Origin of the sequence: Streptococcus nidrosiense (genome assembly GCF_042140045.1) — a bacterium.
Classification (GTDB): domain Bacteria; phylum Bacillota; class Bacilli; order Lactobacillales; family Streptococcaceae; genus Streptococcus; species Streptococcus nidrosiense.
The window spans coordinates 1,229,353-1,244,079 of sequence record NZ_CP152419.1; the positions used below are offsets into that span (position 1 = coordinate 1,229,353).

The 14,727-nt window shown below is 39.3% G+C and carries 16 protein-coding genes; 11 read left to right on the forward strand and 5 right to left on the reverse strand.

Annotated elements, in window-relative coordinates:
• The first annotated feature begins 63 nt into the window (after positions 1 to 63).
• Positions 64 to 2,100: a glycine--tRNA ligase subunit beta gene (glyS, locus tag AAFQ93_RS05840; RefSeq protein ID WP_375554907.1), complete on the forward strand. Its 2,037-nt coding sequence runs from the start codon at positions 64 to 66 to the stop codon at positions 2,098 to 2,100.
• Positions 2,101 to 2,129: 29 nt separating this feature from the next.
• Positions 2,130 to 2,387, forward strand: coding sequence for a DUF896 family protein (locus AAFQ93_RS05845; protein WP_000187071.1), 258 nt, complete (start codon positions 2,130 to 2,132; stop codon positions 2,385 to 2,387).
• Positions 2,388 to 2,477: 90 nt separating this feature from the next.
• On the opposite strand, the gene AAFQ93_RS05850 is transcribed toward AAFQ93_RS05845, so the two are convergent.
• Genes AAFQ93_RS05850 through AAFQ93_RS05860 form a run of 3 tightly spaced genes read right to left on the reverse strand, consistent with a single transcriptional unit; the run spans position 2,478 to position 5,300 of the window.
• On the reverse strand, positions 2,478 to 3,722 hold the full coding sequence (locus AAFQ93_RS05850) for an NAD(P)H-dependent oxidoreductase (protein ID WP_375554908.1): 1,245 nt from the start codon (positions 3,720 to 3,722) through the stop codon (positions 2,478 to 2,480).
• A gap of 17 nt (positions 3,723 to 3,739) precedes the next feature.
• A complete protein-coding gene (locus AAFQ93_RS05855; protein WP_000915942.1) occupies positions 3,740 to 4,345 on the reverse strand; it encodes an NADPH-dependent FMN reductase in 606 nt (201 codons plus the stop codon).
• 34 nt (positions 4,346 to 4,379) lie between these two features.
• The gene (locus AAFQ93_RS05860; protein WP_375554909.1) at positions 4,380 to 5,300 is read right to left on the reverse strand and encodes an FAD:protein FMN transferase; all 921 of its coding nucleotides are present in this window, start codon (positions 5,298 to 5,300) and stop codon (positions 4,380 to 4,382) included.
• Between the two features lie 317 nt (positions 5,301 to 5,617).
• Between AAFQ93_RS05860 and nox the strand changes: the two genes are divergently transcribed.
• On the forward strand, positions 5,618 to 6,997 hold the full coding sequence (nox, locus tag AAFQ93_RS05865; protein WP_375554910.1) for a H2O-forming NADH oxidase: 1,380 nt from the start codon (positions 5,618 to 5,620) through the stop codon (positions 6,995 to 6,997).
• A 92-nt stretch (positions 6,998 to 7,089) separates the two neighbouring features.
• Here the strand turns inward: nox and AAFQ93_RS05870 are convergent, their stop codons facing one another.
• Both AAFQ93_RS05870 and AAFQ93_RS05875 read right to left on the reverse strand, forming a co-directional pair.
• The gene (locus AAFQ93_RS05870; RefSeq protein WP_375554911.1) at positions 7,090 to 7,947 is read right to left on the reverse strand and encodes a YitT family protein; all 858 of its coding nucleotides are present in this window, start codon (positions 7,945 to 7,947) and stop codon (positions 7,090 to 7,092) included.
• 61 nt (positions 7,948 to 8,008) lie between these two features.
• Positions 8,009 to 9,664 (reverse strand): NFACT family protein, encoded by a 1,656-nt coding sequence (locus AAFQ93_RS05875; protein WP_375554912.1) that lies wholly within the window; start codon positions 9,662 to 9,664, stop codon positions 8,009 to 8,011.
• Between the two features lie 104 nt (positions 9,665 to 9,768).
• On the opposite strand from AAFQ93_RS05875, the gene ybeY reads away from it, so the two are divergent.
• From ybeY to secG, 8 genes are read left to right on the forward strand one after another with little or no spacing between them, the layout of a single operon-like run.
• On the forward strand, positions 9,769 to 10,266 hold the full coding sequence (ybeY, locus tag AAFQ93_RS05880) for an rRNA maturation RNase YbeY (RefSeq protein WP_000275150.1): 498 nt from the start codon (positions 9,769 to 9,771) through the stop codon (positions 10,264 to 10,266).
• Positions 10,247 to 10,642: a diacylglycerol kinase family protein gene (locus tag AAFQ93_RS05885; RefSeq protein ID WP_000378151.1), complete on the forward strand. Its 396-nt coding sequence runs from the start codon at positions 10,247 to 10,249 to the stop codon at positions 10,640 to 10,642. The genes ybeY and AAFQ93_RS05885 overlap by 20 nt, the downstream gene beginning before the upstream one ends.
• A 16-nt stretch (positions 10,643 to 10,658) precedes the next feature.
• Positions 10,659 to 11,558, forward strand: a complete 900-nt coding sequence (gene era / locus AAFQ93_RS05890) for a GTPase Era (protein WP_375554913.1) — start codon at positions 10,659 to 10,661, stop codon at positions 11,556 to 11,558.
• A gap of 48 nt (positions 11,559 to 11,606) precedes the next feature.
• Positions 11,607 to 12,431: a DNA-formamidopyrimidine glycosylase gene (gene mutM / locus AAFQ93_RS05895; protein ID WP_375554914.1), complete on the forward strand. Its 825-nt coding sequence runs from the start codon at positions 11,607 to 11,609 to the stop codon at positions 12,429 to 12,431.
• Positions 12,431 to 13,036: a dephospho-CoA kinase gene (coaE, locus tag AAFQ93_RS05900; RefSeq protein WP_070459466.1), complete on the forward strand. Its 606-nt coding sequence runs from the start codon at positions 12,431 to 12,433 to the stop codon at positions 13,034 to 13,036. Before mutM ends, coaE begins: the two co-directional genes overlap by 1 nt.
• Entirely contained in the window at positions 13,023 to 14,222 is a 1,200-nt protein-coding gene (locus AAFQ93_RS05905; protein WP_375554915.1) for a multidrug efflux MFS transporter, read from the forward strand. The genes coaE and AAFQ93_RS05905 overlap by 14 nt, the downstream gene beginning before the upstream one ends.
• Complete coding sequence (rpmG, locus tag AAFQ93_RS05910; protein ID WP_084926419.1) at positions 14,222 to 14,371, forward strand: 50S ribosomal protein L33; 150 nt, start codon at positions 14,222 to 14,224, stop codon at positions 14,369 to 14,371. Before AAFQ93_RS05905 ends, rpmG begins: the two co-directional genes overlap by 1 nt.
• A gap of 39 nt (positions 14,372 to 14,410) precedes the next feature.
• Positions 14,411 to 14,644 (forward strand): preprotein translocase subunit SecG, encoded by a 234-nt coding sequence (gene secG / locus AAFQ93_RS05915; RefSeq protein ID WP_000282514.1) that lies wholly within the window; start codon positions 14,411 to 14,413, stop codon positions 14,642 to 14,644.
• The last annotated feature ends 83 nt before the right edge of the window (positions 14,645 to 14,727 follow it).

The window sequence follows — 14,727 nt, forward strand, 5'->3', positions numbered from 1 at the left end:
GGTTGCTTGCGTGCCAATCACATAAGGCAAACTGGAAAAAAAGATATTTTTCGGAGAAAAAACATGACAAAAAACTTATTAGTAGAACTAGGACTCGAAGAGTTACCTGCCTACGTTGTCACACCAAGTGAAAAACAACTAGGCGAAAAAATGGCAGCCTTCTTGGATAATAACCGTCTTTCATACGAAGGAATTCAAACCTTCTCAACTCCACGTCGTTTGGCTGTTCGCGTACTTGGTTTGGCAGACCAACAAACAGATTTGACTGAAGATTTTAAAGGACCTTCTAAAAAAATTGCCTTGGATGCAGAAGGAAATTTCTCTAAAGCAGCGCAAGGCTTTGTCCGTGGTAAAGGCTTGACTGTAGATGATATCGAATTTCGTGAAATCAAAGGTGAAGAATATGTCTACGTAACTAAGCATGAAGCTGGAAAACCAGCTGAGGAAGTTTTGGCTGGAATTCCAGAGGTTTTGGCTAGTTTAAGCTTCCCAGTAAGTATGCACTGGGCAAACAATACCTTTGAATATATTCGTCCAGTCCATACGTTGACAGTTCTTTTGGATGATGTGGCACTCGATATGGATTTCTTAGATATTCATTCAGGAAGAGTTAGCCGTGGACATCGTTTCCTTGGTCACGAAGTAGAAATTCAGCATGCTGACAGCTATGAAGAAGATCTACACAAAGTTTATGTTATTGCAGATAGCATTGAACGCGAAAATATGATTCGTGATCAAATTAAGGCTATCGAAGCTGCAGAAGGTGTTCAGGTACAAATTGATGAAGGACTCTTGAATGAAGTTCTGAATTTGGTTGAATACCCAACTGCCTTTATGGGGAATTTTGATCCTAAGTACCTAGAGGTTCCAGAAGAAGTCTTGGTCACTTCAATGGAAACTCACCAACGCTACTTTGTAGTACGTGACCTTGATGGAAATTTAAAACCAAACTTTATTTCTGTTCGTAACGGAAATGCAGAGTATCTGGATAATGTCATCCGAGGAAATGAGAAAGTCTTGGTGGCACGTCTGGAAGATGGTGAATTCTTCTGGCGTGAAGACCAAAAACTCAAGATTGAAGATCTTGTAGCCAAGTTATCACACGTAACTTTCCACGAAAAGATTGGTTCACTTCGTGAGCACATGATTCGTACAGGGCAAATTGCTATCCTTTTGGCAGAAAAAGCAGGTTTATCAGTTGATGAAACTGTTGACCTTGCTCGTGCTGCAGCCATTTATAAGTTTGACCTCTTGACTGGTATGGTTGGTGAATTTGATGAGCTTCAAGGAATCATGGGTGAGAAATATGCTCTTCTCGCTGGTGAGAATGCAGCAGTAGCACAAGCTATTCGTGAACACTACCTTCCAGATTCTGCAGATGGTGCTCTTCCTGAGTCTAAAGTCGGAGCTATCCTTGCACTAGCTGATAAATTGGATACTCTCTTATCCTTCTTCTCTGTTGGCTTGATTCCATCTGGTTCAAATGACCCTTATGCTCTTCGTCGTGCAACACAAGGGATTGTCCGTATCTTGGAAGACTTCGGCTGGAATATTCCAATGGACGAATTGATTGCTAGCCTTTATGCTTTATCATTTGATAGCCTAACTTACGATAATCAAGAAGAAGTGCTTAACTTCATCAAAGCTCGTGTTGATAAGATGATGGGTTCTACTGCAAAAGATATTAAAGAGGCTGTTCTTGCAAGTTCAAACTTTGTTGTTTCTGATATGATTGAAGCAGCAGAAGCACTAAAAGAAGCATCTCTAAATAGTGACTACAAACCAGCTGTTGAATCCTTATCTCGTGCCTTTAACCTAGCGGAAAAAGCAGAAGGTTCAGTCAAAGTTGATACTAGTCTCTTTGAAAATGAACAGGAAAAAGAACTAGCTCAAGCAGTAGAAAATCTAGAATTGAAAGGTTCAGCTAGTGATAAATTAACGCAGTTATTTGCACTTAGTCCAGTGATTGATGCATTCTTTGACAATACCATGGTTATGGCAGATGATGTTGATGTTAAGAATAATCGTCTAGCTATTCTAACTGAACTTGTGAATAAAGCGAAAACAGTTGCTGCTTTTAATCTTCTTAATACAAAATAAAAATTAAAAAGTAGATTGGAGGTCCAAATATGACACCAGAAAAAATCGCTCGTATTAATGAGCTTGCGAAAAAGAAAAAAACAGAAGGCTTGACTGCAGAAGAAAAAGTAGAACAAGCTAAACTTCGTGAGGAATATATCGAAGGCTATCGTCGTTCTGTTCGTCATCACATTGAAGGAATCAAAATCGTTGATGAAGATGGAAATGATGTGACTCCTGAAAAACTTCGTCAGGTACAACGTGAAAAAGGTTTGCATGGTCGTAGTCTTGACGATCCAAATTCATAAGTTGAATAAATTAAATACTCGGTTAGCCTATGCTAACCGAGTATTTGTTTTTAAAAAAGGAACCAAGAGAGGTTCCTTTAGTATTAGATTTTAGTTACTTGCACCAGAAGTAGCATCTGCATCTCCATGGCCACCATCACCATGTCCTCCAACGTCAGATGCACCAGAAGTAGCATCTGCATCTCCGTGACCTCCAGCAGGAGCAAACGGACCGCTTCCTCCTACCAAGCGTTGACCTGTTTCTTTCAAGTACCAGTCAAGCCATGGTTGGAAGTTAAAGACAATTTCATTGATACCAGCATATGAACCATCAGGATAGTACATTGCTTGGTAGTTGTGAGTATTGATAACACCAGCAGGTGAACCTGGAACAATGGTACGTACGTATTCTTGGTTACCGTTTCTAAGAGTTCCAATAACCCACTCAACGTTTTTCATACGTGCAGGTGGAAGTGATCCATGAACTGTTGACATACGGCTACCAGATTGAGATGGTACACGTTTTGCAAACATTGTATCAGGATCTTGGTGAGCATTGTTGTAGTAGAGGAATTGGTTGTTATCGTCAGCGTATGTCAATTCAAAAGGCATAGCTTTCAAGAACATATCAATTTGGTTAACAGTCAAGATACCATGGTCAAGTTTAACATATGCATCACCTGAAACAGCACCTGTGATTTCTGCAACTTTTTCTACCCAGTTTGGATCGTCAGGATCAACTTCTGTAATAGTTGTAGCGATTGGTTTTCCACAATCCAAGTCTTCTGGTTCAATTGGTTTTGGTTTTTTCAATTTAGAAACGACTCCCACGTATTTGACAAAGTTATCTAAACAAGTTTCAAGGAATTTAACAGTTCCTTCGTTGATAATATTTCCGTTAGCATCAAAAGCTTCTTTAGCTTTTCCGAGAAGGAATTCATTACCTGGTAATGTGTAGGCATTCACCCCTGGTGCGTCAAGGATTTTACGAAGGTGAACTTGGGCACAAGAAGTTCCTTGGTCGTAGTAAGAAGCCCCCACGATCATCACTGGTTTGTTTTCAAATGGATGCACTTCATATGAAAGCCATTCAAGAACTGACTTGAGTGAAGCAGAAATTGTATGGTTGTGTTCAGGAGTAGCAATAATCACACCATCAGCACGAGTAATTTTATTGTAAAGAAGGCGCAATTGGAAACTTTCGTCCCATTTTTCGTCTTGGTTAAACATTGGAACTTCATCGATTTCAAGAACTTCTAATTCAAATTTAAGTTTGAAATTACGACGGATGAATTCCAAGAGTTTGCGGTTATATGATTGGTCATAGTTTGATCCAACAAGTCCAACAAATTTCATTCTTTCGATCTCCTATCTTACAAATTTTCCCAGTCAAATTCTTCTGCATCTTTACGAAGAAGTTCTTGTGCATTACGCAATTTTTCTGTAATCTTGACAAAGATACGGAAGTCATCAAAGATGGCATCCAATTTCTTGATTACATCAAGATCTACCAAGTCACCATTCTTATCAAAAGCTTGAAGAGAATGAGAAAGTAAGAACTCATCTGGGAGAACATTTGCTTTAATTTCAGGCGCATTTAGGATTTGACGGAGTTGCAATTGAGCACGTGATGAACCGAGTGTACCGTATGAAGCACCTGTGATCATCACTGGTTTGTTGAGGAGTGGAAATACTCCATAAGAAATCCAAGCAAGAGCGCTCATAAGAACGGCAGGAATTGAGTGATCATATTCAGGAGTGCCGATAATCACACCATCAGCTGCTTCAATTTTTGCAACAATTTCTAAGGCTTCTGCAGGAATAAGTTTATCTGCAGGTTTGTTGAAGACTGGTAGGTCTTTAATTTCTACCAATTCGATTTCTGCTTTATCAGCAAAGTGTTTTTGCATATATTGAAGCAGTTGGCGGTTTGTGGAACGTTTAGAGTTAGTTCCTACAATAGCAATAAGTTTTAGCATGAGCTTTCCTTTCTCTTTTTGCATTATTTATTAATTATCTTTGGATACCGGATGAACAAGCGATATGTCCATCTTTATCAATAAGGATGGCTTCGATTCCATCGATATTTTCGATTTGCCACATGATAGAAGCGTTGCGCTCACCAAACAATCGTGTGGTCCATATCTCACCATCAACTGAGCGGTCAGATATAATCGTTAAACTAGCCAAATTCGTTTCAATAGGATAACCAGTTTCACTATCGAAAATGTGATGATAATCCTTTCCATCGATTTCAAGATGCCGTTCATAAATTCCAGATGTAACAACTGACTTACCAGTAATAGACAAGGTCATCAGGTGATTACCGCGTGGGTGATTAGGGTCTTGAATACCGATTTGCCACGGTCGATCATCTTTTGATTGGTTGTTTCCAATTGTGAGGATGTTTCCTCCTAGATTGATAAGAGCAGAAGTGACACCATTTTCTTTTAAGAAAGTAGCAACCTTATCTGCGCTATAGCCCTTTGCTAAACAACCTAAGTCAATTTTCATCCCTTTTTTTTCTAAAAAAATAGTAGAATCAATTGAATCAAGCTTGATAAAACGGGGATCTATCAATGGTAAAACCGAAGAAATTTCTTCAGGACTAGCAACTTTTGCATCGGAAAAACCAATACGCCAGGTTTGTACCAAGGGACCAATACTAATGTTGAGATGACTTCCAGGAGCTAGACTGTGTTCTAATCCTAAAGAAATCAGTTCAAACAAATCAGGATGGACCTTAACTGGGGCAATTCCCGCCTGATAGTTAATTTCCATCAATTCCGATTCGGTGCTATTCGCATTAAATCGAAATTCAAGTTCCTTGAGCAAATCAAAAGCTTGACGGAGAAGATTATCCGCTTGTTCATGTACCAAGGAAATAGTAATCGTAGTTCCCATTAACCGTTCAGATAATGAACTGAGAGGCAAAAAATCAACTCCCTTCAAATCAATTGGAAATAGTTGTAAATCCAGATATGAAAGCAATCTGAAGATTTATATTTCATTTCCATATAAATAGAATATCATAAAGTCAGCGTTTTCACAAATTATTTTTTACAAAAAGTCAAGAAATATGCTTGAAGAAATAAAAAATGTGCAAAAAACTTTGAAAAGGTTGAAAATAAATTGATATATATTTCAAAAAAATTTCAAAAAAACAGTAAACTAGTCAAAAAGCTTGTAAACGCTCACAGATAATGATATACTAGAAAGGTAAATAAAAAATTAAAGGTAGGAATTATCTTATGAGTAAAATCGTAGTCGTGGGTGCTAACCACGCTGGAACTGCTTGTATCAACACTATGTTGGACAATTTTGGAAGTGAAAATGAAATCGTTGTCTTTGACCAAAACTCAAACATTTCATTCCTAGGATGTGGAATGGCTCTTTGGATTGGTGAGCAAATCGATGGTCCAGAAGGTCTCTTCTACTCAGATAAAGAAAAATTGGAAGCAAAAGGTGCTAAAGTTTACATGAACTCACCAGTTCTTTCAATTGACTATGATAATAAAGTTGTTACTGCTGAAGTTGATGGAAAAGAACACAAAGAATCATACGAAAAATTGATCTTTGCGACTGGTTCAACTCCAATCTTGCCACCAATCGAAGGTGTTGAAATTGTTAAAGGTAACCGCGAATTCAAAGCAACTCTTGAAAATGTACAATTCGTTAAATTGTACCAAAACGCAGAAGAAGTTATTAGCAAACTTGCTGACAAGAGCAAACACCTTGAGCGTATCGCTGTTGTCGGTGGTGGATACATCGGTGTTGAGCTTGCTGAAGCATTCGAACGTCTTGGAAAAGAAGTTGTCCTTGTAGACATCGTAGACACAGTCTTGAACGGTTACTACGACAAAGACTTCACTCAATTGATGGCTAAGAACTTGGAAGACCACAACATCCGTTTGGCACTTGGTCAAACTGTAAAAGCTATCGAAGGTGACGGTAAAGTTGAACGCTTGATCACTGACAAAGAAACATTCGATGTTGACATGGTTGTTCTTGCAGTTGGTTTCCGTCCTAATACAGCTCTTGCTGATGGCAAGATTGAACTCTTCCGCAACGGTGCCTTCCTTGTAGACAAGAAACAAGAAACATCACTTCCAGGAGTATTCGCTGTGGGTGACTGTGCGACTGTTTATGACAATGCTCGTAAAGACACTAGCTACATCGCTCTTGCATCAAATGCTGTACGTACTGGTATCGTAGGTGCTTACAATGCTTGTGGACATGAACTTGAAGGAATCGGTGTTCAAGGATCAAACGGTATCTCTATCTATGGTCTTCACATGGTTTCAACTGGTTTGACTCTTGAAAAAGCTAAAGCAGCAGGATACAATGCTGTTGAAACAGGCTTCAACGATCTTCAAAAACCAGAATTTATGAAACATGACAACTATGAAGTAGCAATCAAGATTGTCTATGATAAAGACAGCCGTGAAATCCTTGGTGCTCAAATGGTATCTCGTGATTCAGCAATCAGCATGGGAATTCACATGTTCTCATTGGCTATCCAAGAACATGTTACAATTGAAAAATTGGCATTGACAGACCTATTCTTCTTGCCACACTTCAACAAACCATACAATTACATCACAATGGCTGCACTTACAGCTGAAAAATAATGATTTGTAAAACGGAAGATTTGCTTCTTCCGTTTTTATCATCAAAAAATAGTAACTTCAAATTCGAAGTTACTATTTTTGTTGTCTATGTGTTAGGAACTTTCTTCATTCACAAAGGTGAAGCCTTCTCCTAGAATTTCGTGAGCTTCAGTGATGGTAATAAAGGCTCTAGGATCGATCGTATGAATCAGTTCTTTCATCTTAATCATTTCATTTCTTGCTACGATACAGTAGATAATTTTTAAATCTTTTTGACTGTAGTAACCTTGCCCTGATATGAAAGTGACACCTCGACCTAACTCTTCATTGATTTTATCTGCCACTTCCATAGGCTTTTGAGTGATAATCATAAAACCTTTGCCAGCATATCCGCCTTCACCAATCAAGTCAATAACTCTAGAGACAATGAAGTCAAATAAAAGTGTATAGGTTACGAGACGAAGGTCTTGGAAGATAATTAAAATAAGCATTAGGATAAGAAAGTCTAGTGCAAAGAGTAATTTTCCAACGGAGATATTGGTGTACTTGTTTAGGATTCGAGCCACGATATCTGTTCCACCAGTCGTACCACCAGCATTGAAGATAATACCTAGACCAAGTCCCAAAAGAACACCCGCAACTAAAGCCACGATGACCAGATCTCCCTCAAGATTAAAGCTGAGAGGAATCTTTTCAAAGATTGCTAGCCAAATGGATAAGGAAATAGTACCAAGCAGGCTGCTGTATAGGGTCTTTGCACCAAATATTTTCCAGGCTAAAATGAATAATGGGATATTGATGATGAGGTTCATCACGGAGATAGGGATGTTAAAGAGATAATAGGTAATCAAGGTGATTCCCGTTGCTCCACCCTCGAATAAGTGGTGGGGCACAACAAAATACGTGAGTCCGAAGGCATAAATGGCAGCTCCGAATATAATGGTTAAAATAGATTTGATATGCCGTAGCATTGAACGCACCTCCCATTTTTAATTGAGTCTATAGCAGTAACAGTCCACCAGTATACAAGACTTATTTGATTTTCATGGACTGAATTTTTTCAGGGTCGGGTGTAACACGGAGGGTCTTTTGCCCAGTATAGGTGACAAAACCAGGTTTTCCACCAGTTGGTTTGTTGAGTTTTTTAACTTCAATCATATCCACCTGAACGAGGTTGGAGAGACGTCCCTTAGAGAAGTAGGCTGCAAGTTCTGCAGCGTCTGTTTTAACCTCATCAGTAGGATTGAGATTGCCTGAAATAACAACGTGACTTCCAGGAATATCCTTAGCGTGAAACCAGAGTTCTTCTTTACGGGCCATTTTAAAGGTCAATTCCTCGTTTTGTAAGTTATTGCGCCCCACATAGATGATTGTTTTTCCATCACTAGCTAGATACTGCTCAGGTTTCTGTCGTTTCTGGATTTTTTCCCTTTGTCTTCTGCGGATAAATCCTGTTTGGATCAATTCTTCACGAATTTCAGCAATTTCATCGAGTCCGGCTTGATTGAGAACTGTCTCTACACTTTCCAGATAGAGAATGGTTGCCTTAGTTTCTTCAATCAGGTCAGTCAAGTATTTAACAGCCTCTTTTAATTTCTGATAGCGTTTGAAGTAGCGTTGAGCATTTTGGTTTGGCGTTAGTGCCTTATCAAGTGCAATCGTGATAGGCTGGTTGGTGTAGTAGTTTTCCAAAATGACCTGATCTTGGTCATTGGGAACTTGATGAAGGAAAGTGGTTAGTAACTCACCTTTTTGCCGAAATTCTTCTGCGTTTTCGGTAGCCAGAAGTTCTTTTTCTTGTTTCTTTAGTTTTTGCCGATTTTTTTGTAGTTCGTTTTCAACACGTCGAATGAGTTCGCTAGCCTGTTGTTTCACACGGTCACGTTCGGCTTTATCCTTGTAATAGACATCAAGAAGTTGAGATAAGCTTGAAAAATGTCCCTCAATTTTAGTTGAAAAAGGCACACAAGAAAAGGATTTATCTGTTAAGCAAGGTTTGGTTTCTTGTCCAAAGAAGTTCCGGAAAGTGGCTAGTTTATCATTAAGCAGTTGTTTTTCTAACTCGGTTGCTGTATCTCTTCCCAAACCTTGAAAGAGGTTTTGAAGGTTTTTAGCTGTCAATTCTTGAGTTTGTAGGATTTCAAACAATTTTTCATCCTTGATGGTAAAAGGATTGAGAGCCTCTGTACTTGGAGGAGCAATATAAGTAGCGCCAGGTAATAAGGTACGGTAGCTATTTTGAGAGAAACCGATATGCTTGATAACTTCAAGGATTTTGTGACTAGACTTATCTACAAGTAGAATATTACTGTGTTTGCCCATAATCTCGATGATGAGTGTGGCCTGGATATGGTCCCCAATCTCGTTTTTATTGGAAACCGTGATTTCCACGATACGATCATTTTTGATCTGCTCGATTGACTCAATAACTGCTCCTTGAAGGTACTTTCTTAATACCATAATAAAAGTAGATGGCTGAGCAGGATTCTCAAAGGTTGACTCTGTTAACTGGATGCGCCCAAAAACTGGATGCGCAGAAAGGAGCAAACGATGACTTTTACGATTGCTACGGATTTGCAAGACCAGTTCTTGTTCAAAGGGTTGATTAATCTTTTGGATGCGACCATTTAGTAGTTCAGATCGCAATTCCTCAACCATGTGGTGTAAAAAAAATCCATCAAATGACATGGTTCTCTCCTCGTGAATGTATTCCATAGTATTATATCAAAAAGGTAGAATAAAATCATAGAAATGTGATATAATAAAGCCAAGTAAAGAGAATCGAGAAGCACATGTATATTGAAATGGTAGATGAAACTGGACAAGTTTCAAAAGAAATACTAGAACAAACACAGGAAATTTTAGAATTTGCTGCAAAAAAAATTGGAAAAGAAGACAAGGAAATGGCGGTCACATTTGTGACCAACGAACGAAGCCATGAACTCAATCTAGAGTTTCGTGATACCGATCGTCCAACAGATGTCATCAGTCTTGAATATAAGCCGGAGTTAGAGATTGCCTTTGATGAGGAAGATCTGGAAAATGATCCCGACTTGGCAGATATGATGTCAGAATTTGATGCTTATATCGGTGAGCTTTTCATTTCCATTGATAAGGCTCATGAGCAAGCTGAGGAGTACGGTCATAGTTTTGAGCGTGAAATGGGCTTCTTGGCAGTGCACGGCTTTTTACACATTAACGGCTATGATCACTACACTCCCGAGGAAGAAGCGGAGATGTTCGGTTTACAAGAAGAAATTTTGACAGCCTATGGACTCACAAGACAATAAACGAAAATGGAAAAATCGTGACCTAATATCCAGTTTAGAATTTGCCATTACAGGGATTTTTACTGCGATTAAGGAAGAACGTAATATGAGAAAGCATGCAGTGACAGCTCTAATAGTTGTCCTTGCAGGTTTTGTTTTTCAGGTGTCACGAATCGAATGGTTATTTCTGCTTTTGAGCATTTTCATGGTAGTAGCTTTTGAGATTATTAATTCAGCTATTGAAAATGTAGTAGATTTGGCAAGTCACTATCACTTTTCTATGTTGGCAAAAAAAGCTAAAGACATGGCGGCTGGTGCCGTGCTTGTGGTCTCGCTTTTTGCCGCTTTGACAGGTGCACTCATCTTTCTCCCACGGATTTGGGATTTATTATTTTAAACAGTAAGAGGAAATCATGACATTTAAATCAGGCTTTGTAGCCATTTTAGGACGTCCAAATGTAGGGAAGTCAACTTTTTTAAATCACGTTATGGGGCAAAAGATTGCTATTATGAGTGATAAGGCGCAGACAACGCGCAATAAAATCATGGGGATTTACACCACTGATAAGGAACAAATCGTTTTTATCGATACACCAGGCATTCACAAGCCTAAAACAGCACTCGGAGATTTCATGGTAGAGTCTGCCTATAGCACCCTTCGTGAAGTGGACACCGTAATTTTCATGGTGCCAGCAGATGAGGCGCGTGGTAAGGGCGACGATATGATTATCGAACGACTCAAGGCTGCTAAGGTTCCGGTGATTTTGGTGGTCAATAAAATTGACAAGGTTCATCCAGACCAGCTCTTGGCTCAAATCGATGATTTCCGTAATCAGATGGATTTCAAGGAAATTGTCCCTATTTCAGCCCTTCAGGGGAATAATGTCTCACGTTTAGTCGATATTCTCAGTGAAAATCTTGAGGAAGGTTTCCAGTATTTCCCAGCAGATCAAATCACAGACCACCCAGAGCGATTTTTGGTATCTGAAATGATTCGTGAGAAAGTATTGCACCTTACTCGTGAAGAAATCCCACACTCAGTTGCAGTAGTGGTGGACTCTATGAAACGAGATGAGGAAACTGATAAAGTTCATATTCGAGCAACCATCATGGTCGAACGTGATAGCCAAAAAGGGATTGTCATCGGTAAAGGTGGTGCCATGCTCAAGAAAATTGGGACTATGGCCCGTCGCGATATCGAGCTTATGCTAGGGGACAAGGTCTTCCTAGAAACTTGGGTCAAGGTTAAGAAAAACTGGCGAGATAAGAAGCTAGATTTGGCTGACTTTGGCTATAACGAAAAAGAATATTAAGAAGAGGTGGGCGGTAGCCTGCTTCTTGTTTTTAGAGAAGGAGGAGTTATGCCTGAATTACCTGAAGTCGAAACGGTTCGACGAGGTCTTGAAAAACTGATTCTAGGGAAGAAGATTGCTAGTCTTGAGATTCGTTATCCCAAGATGATTAAGACAGATTTGGATCAGTTTCAGAAAGAATTGCCTGGTCAAGTTGTTAAATCAATGGGACGTCGTGGAAAATATTTACTTTTTTATTTGACAGATAAGGTCTTGATTTCGCATCTGCGAATGGAAGGAAAGTATTTTTATTATCCAGACCAAGTTCCTGAACGCAAGCATGCCCATGTTTTGATTCATTTTGAAGATGGTGGTACGCTTGTTTATGAGGATGTCCGCAAGTTTGGGACTATGGAATTGCTTGCTCCTGAACTTCTAGAAGCTTACTTTCTATCTAAGAAGCTTGGACCAGAACCTACTGAACAGGATTTTGACTTAGAGATTTTTAGAGGTGCCTTGAAGAAATCTAAAAAACCTATCAAATCGCATCTTCTTGACCAGACGCTAGTTGCTGGATTGGGAAATATCTACGTGAATGAAGTTCTCTGGAGGGCAAAGGTTCATCCAGCTAGTCCTTCTCAGAGTTTGACAAGAGCTGAAGCGACAGCTATTCATGAACAGACCATTGAAGTATTGGGGCAGGCTGTCGAGAAAGGCGGTTCAACCATTCGCACCTATACCAATGCTTTTGGAGAGGATGGGACCATGCAGGACTTTCATCAGGTCTATGATAAGACTGGAGAGGCATGTTCTTGCTGTGGAGCCATCATCGAAAAAATTCAACTCGGTGGTCGTGGAACCCATTTTTGTCCAAAATGTCAAAGGAGAAAGTGATGGGAAAAATAATCGGAATCACTGGTGGTATTGCATCAGGTAAGTCCACTGTCACAAATTTTCTAAGACAAAAAGGGTTTGAAGTGGTAGATGCGGATGCTCTTGTTCACCAACTTCAAAAACCTGGTGGTCGCCTTTATCAGATTTTAGTAGCGCATTTCGGTGAAAAAGTCCTTCTAGAAGATGGGGAACTGAATCGCCCCTTGCTTGCTAGCCTTATTTTTTCAAAGCCAGAAGAGCAGGAATGGTCTAAACAGACTCAAGGACAAATCATCCGTGAAGAATTGGGCTCTTTGAGAGACAAGTTAGCTCAGACTGAGGACATATTTTTCATGGATATTCCATTGCTTTTTGAACAGGACTATGCTTCATGGTTCGATGAAACTTGGCTAGTTTATGTAAATCGTGATGTTCAATTGGAGCGATTAATGAACCGTGATCAGTTATCCCAAGAGTCAGCTAAAACTCGTTTAGCTTCACAGTGGCTCTTAGAAGAAAAGAAGAAATTTGCTACTTATATATTGGACAATAATGGCAGTCGAGAGCAGCTTTTGAGTCAAGTAGTGACCTTACTTGAAGGAGGCGATGTCCATGCAAGAGATTAGTTGGAAGGATAATCTTCGTATTGCTTGGTTTGGTTGCTTTTTAACGGGAGCCAGCATTTCTCTTGTTGTCCCTTTCATGCCTATTTTTGTCGAACAGTTAGGAATTAAAGGGGATCAAGTTGCCTTTTATTCAGGTTTAGCTATATCAGTCTCAGCCATTTCTGCAGCCTTTGTATCACCAATTTGGGGAATATTGGCAGACAAGTATGGTCGAAAACCTATGATGATACGAGCAGGTCTAGCCATGACCATCACTATGGGTGGTCTAGCATTTGTTCCAAATGTTTTCTGGCTCTTGTTCTTACGGTTTCTTAATGGAGTTTTTACAGGATTTGTACCTAATGCGACAGCTTTAATTGCAAGTCAAGTTCCTAAAGATAGGTCGGGATACGCTCTAGGGACTTTATCAACTGGTGTTGTCGCTGGAACTTTGACCGGTCCATTTGTAGGTGGTTTCATTGCCGAAATTTTTGGAATTCGAAATGTCTTTTTATTGGTCGGTAGTTTCCTGTTCTTGGCAGCTATCTTAACCATTCTTTTTATCAAAGAAAACTTTCAACCAGTGCCAAAAGAAAAAGCACTGCCTACAAAAGATCTCTTTACTTCTGTTAAATACCCTTTTCTCCTGATAAATCTATTTCTAACTAGCTTTGTGATTCAATTTGCTGCCCAATCTATTGGTCCCATCCTTGCCCTCTATGTACGAGATCTGGGACAGAAAGAGAATCTTCTCTTTGTCTCTGGTTTGATTGTATCCAGCATGGGATTTTCAAGTATGATGAGCGCAGGTATCATGGGTAAATTAGGTGATAAAGTTGGCAATCATCGACTACTTGTCGTAGCTCAGGTATATTCAGTTTTCATATATCTATTATGTGCAAATGCGACTAGCCCATTTCAATTAGGCTTATATCGTTTTCTATTTGGTCTGGGGACGGGAGCTCTGATACCTGGTGTCAATGCTCTCCTAAGCAAAATGACCCCTAAAGTTGGCATTTCAAGGGTATTTGCCTTTAATCAAGTCTTCTTTTATCTAGGAGGAGTGATAGGTCCTTTAGCAGGATCAGCAGTAGCGAGACAATTTGGCTATCACTCAGTATTTTATGCAACAGCTCTTTGTGTAGCTCTTAGTTGTTTATTTAACCTTATCCAATTTAAAACATTATTAAAAGTGAAGGAAATCTAGTGCGAGTAAAAATCAATCTCAAATGCTCCTCATGTGGCAGCGTCAATTATCTAACCAGTAAGAACTCCAAAACCCATCCAGACAAGATTGAGGTCTTAAAGTATTGCCCAAAAGAAAGAAAAGTGACTCTACATCTTGAATCTAAGTAGAAATTATGGTAGAATAATAGGGATTTTAAGGAGTTTGATATGTATAACCTATTATTAACCATTCTATTAGTATTATCTGTTGTGATTGTGATTGCAATTTTCATGCAACCAACTAAAAACCAATCTAGCAATGTATTTGATGCCAGTGCAGGTGATTTGTTTGAACGTAGCAAAGCGCGCGGTTTTGAAGCTGTGATGCAACGTTTGACAGGAATTTTAGTCTTTTTCTGGCTAGCCATTGCCTTAGCATTGACGGTATTATCAAGTAGATAAGAAAATAATGGGCGGGACTAGGTCTTTGCCTATTTTTATTTTTATACTCTTCAAAAATCTCTTCAAACCACGTCAGCTTCCAT

Bases quoted from the DNA above. Each gene is read 5' to 3' on its own strand.
- glyS (WP_375554907.1), top strand. From the start codon at position 64: ATGACAAAAAACTTATTAGTAGAACTAGGACTCGAAGAGTTACCTGCC.
- AAFQ93_RS05845 (WP_000187071.1), top strand. From the start codon at position 2,130: ATGACACCAGAAAAAATCGCTCGTATTAATGAGCTTGCGAAAAAGAAA.
- AAFQ93_RS05850 (WP_375554908.1), bottom strand. From the start codon at position 3,722: ATGAAATTTGTTGGACTTGTTGGATCAAACTATGACCAATCATATAAC.
- AAFQ93_RS05855 (WP_000915942.1), bottom strand. From the start codon at position 4,345: ATGCTAAAACTTATTGCTATTGTAGGAACTAACTCTAAACGTTCCACA.
- nox (WP_375554910.1), top strand. From the start codon at position 5,618: ATGAGTAAAATCGTAGTCGTGGGTGCTAACCACGCTGGAACTGCTTGT.
- AAFQ93_RS05870 (WP_375554911.1), bottom strand. From the start codon at position 7,947: ATGCTACGGCATATCAAATCTATTTTAACCATTATATTCGGAGCTGCC.
- AAFQ93_RS05875 (WP_375554912.1), bottom strand. From the start codon at position 9,664: ATGTCATTTGATGGATTTTTTTTACACCACATGGTTGAGGAATTGCGA.
- ybeY (WP_000275150.1), top strand. From the start codon at position 9,769: ATGTATATTGAAATGGTAGATGAAACTGGACAAGTTTCAAAAGAAATA.
- AAFQ93_RS05885 (WP_000378151.1), top strand. From the start codon at position 10,247: ATGGACTCACAAGACAATAAACGAAAATGGAAAAATCGTGACCTAATA.
- era (WP_375554913.1), top strand. From the start codon at position 10,659: ATGACATTTAAATCAGGCTTTGTAGCCATTTTAGGACGTCCAAATGTA.
- mutM (WP_375554914.1), top strand. From the start codon at position 11,607: ATGCCTGAATTACCTGAAGTCGAAACGGTTCGACGAGGTCTTGAAAAA.
- coaE (WP_070459466.1), top strand. From the start codon at position 12,431: ATGGGAAAAATAATCGGAATCACTGGTGGTATTGCATCAGGTAAGTCC.
- AAFQ93_RS05905 (WP_375554915.1), top strand. From the start codon at position 13,023: ATGCAAGAGATTAGTTGGAAGGATAATCTTCGTATTGCTTGGTTTGGT.
- secG (WP_000282514.1), top strand. From the start codon at position 14,411: ATGTATAACCTATTATTAACCATTCTATTAGTATTATCTGTTGTGATT.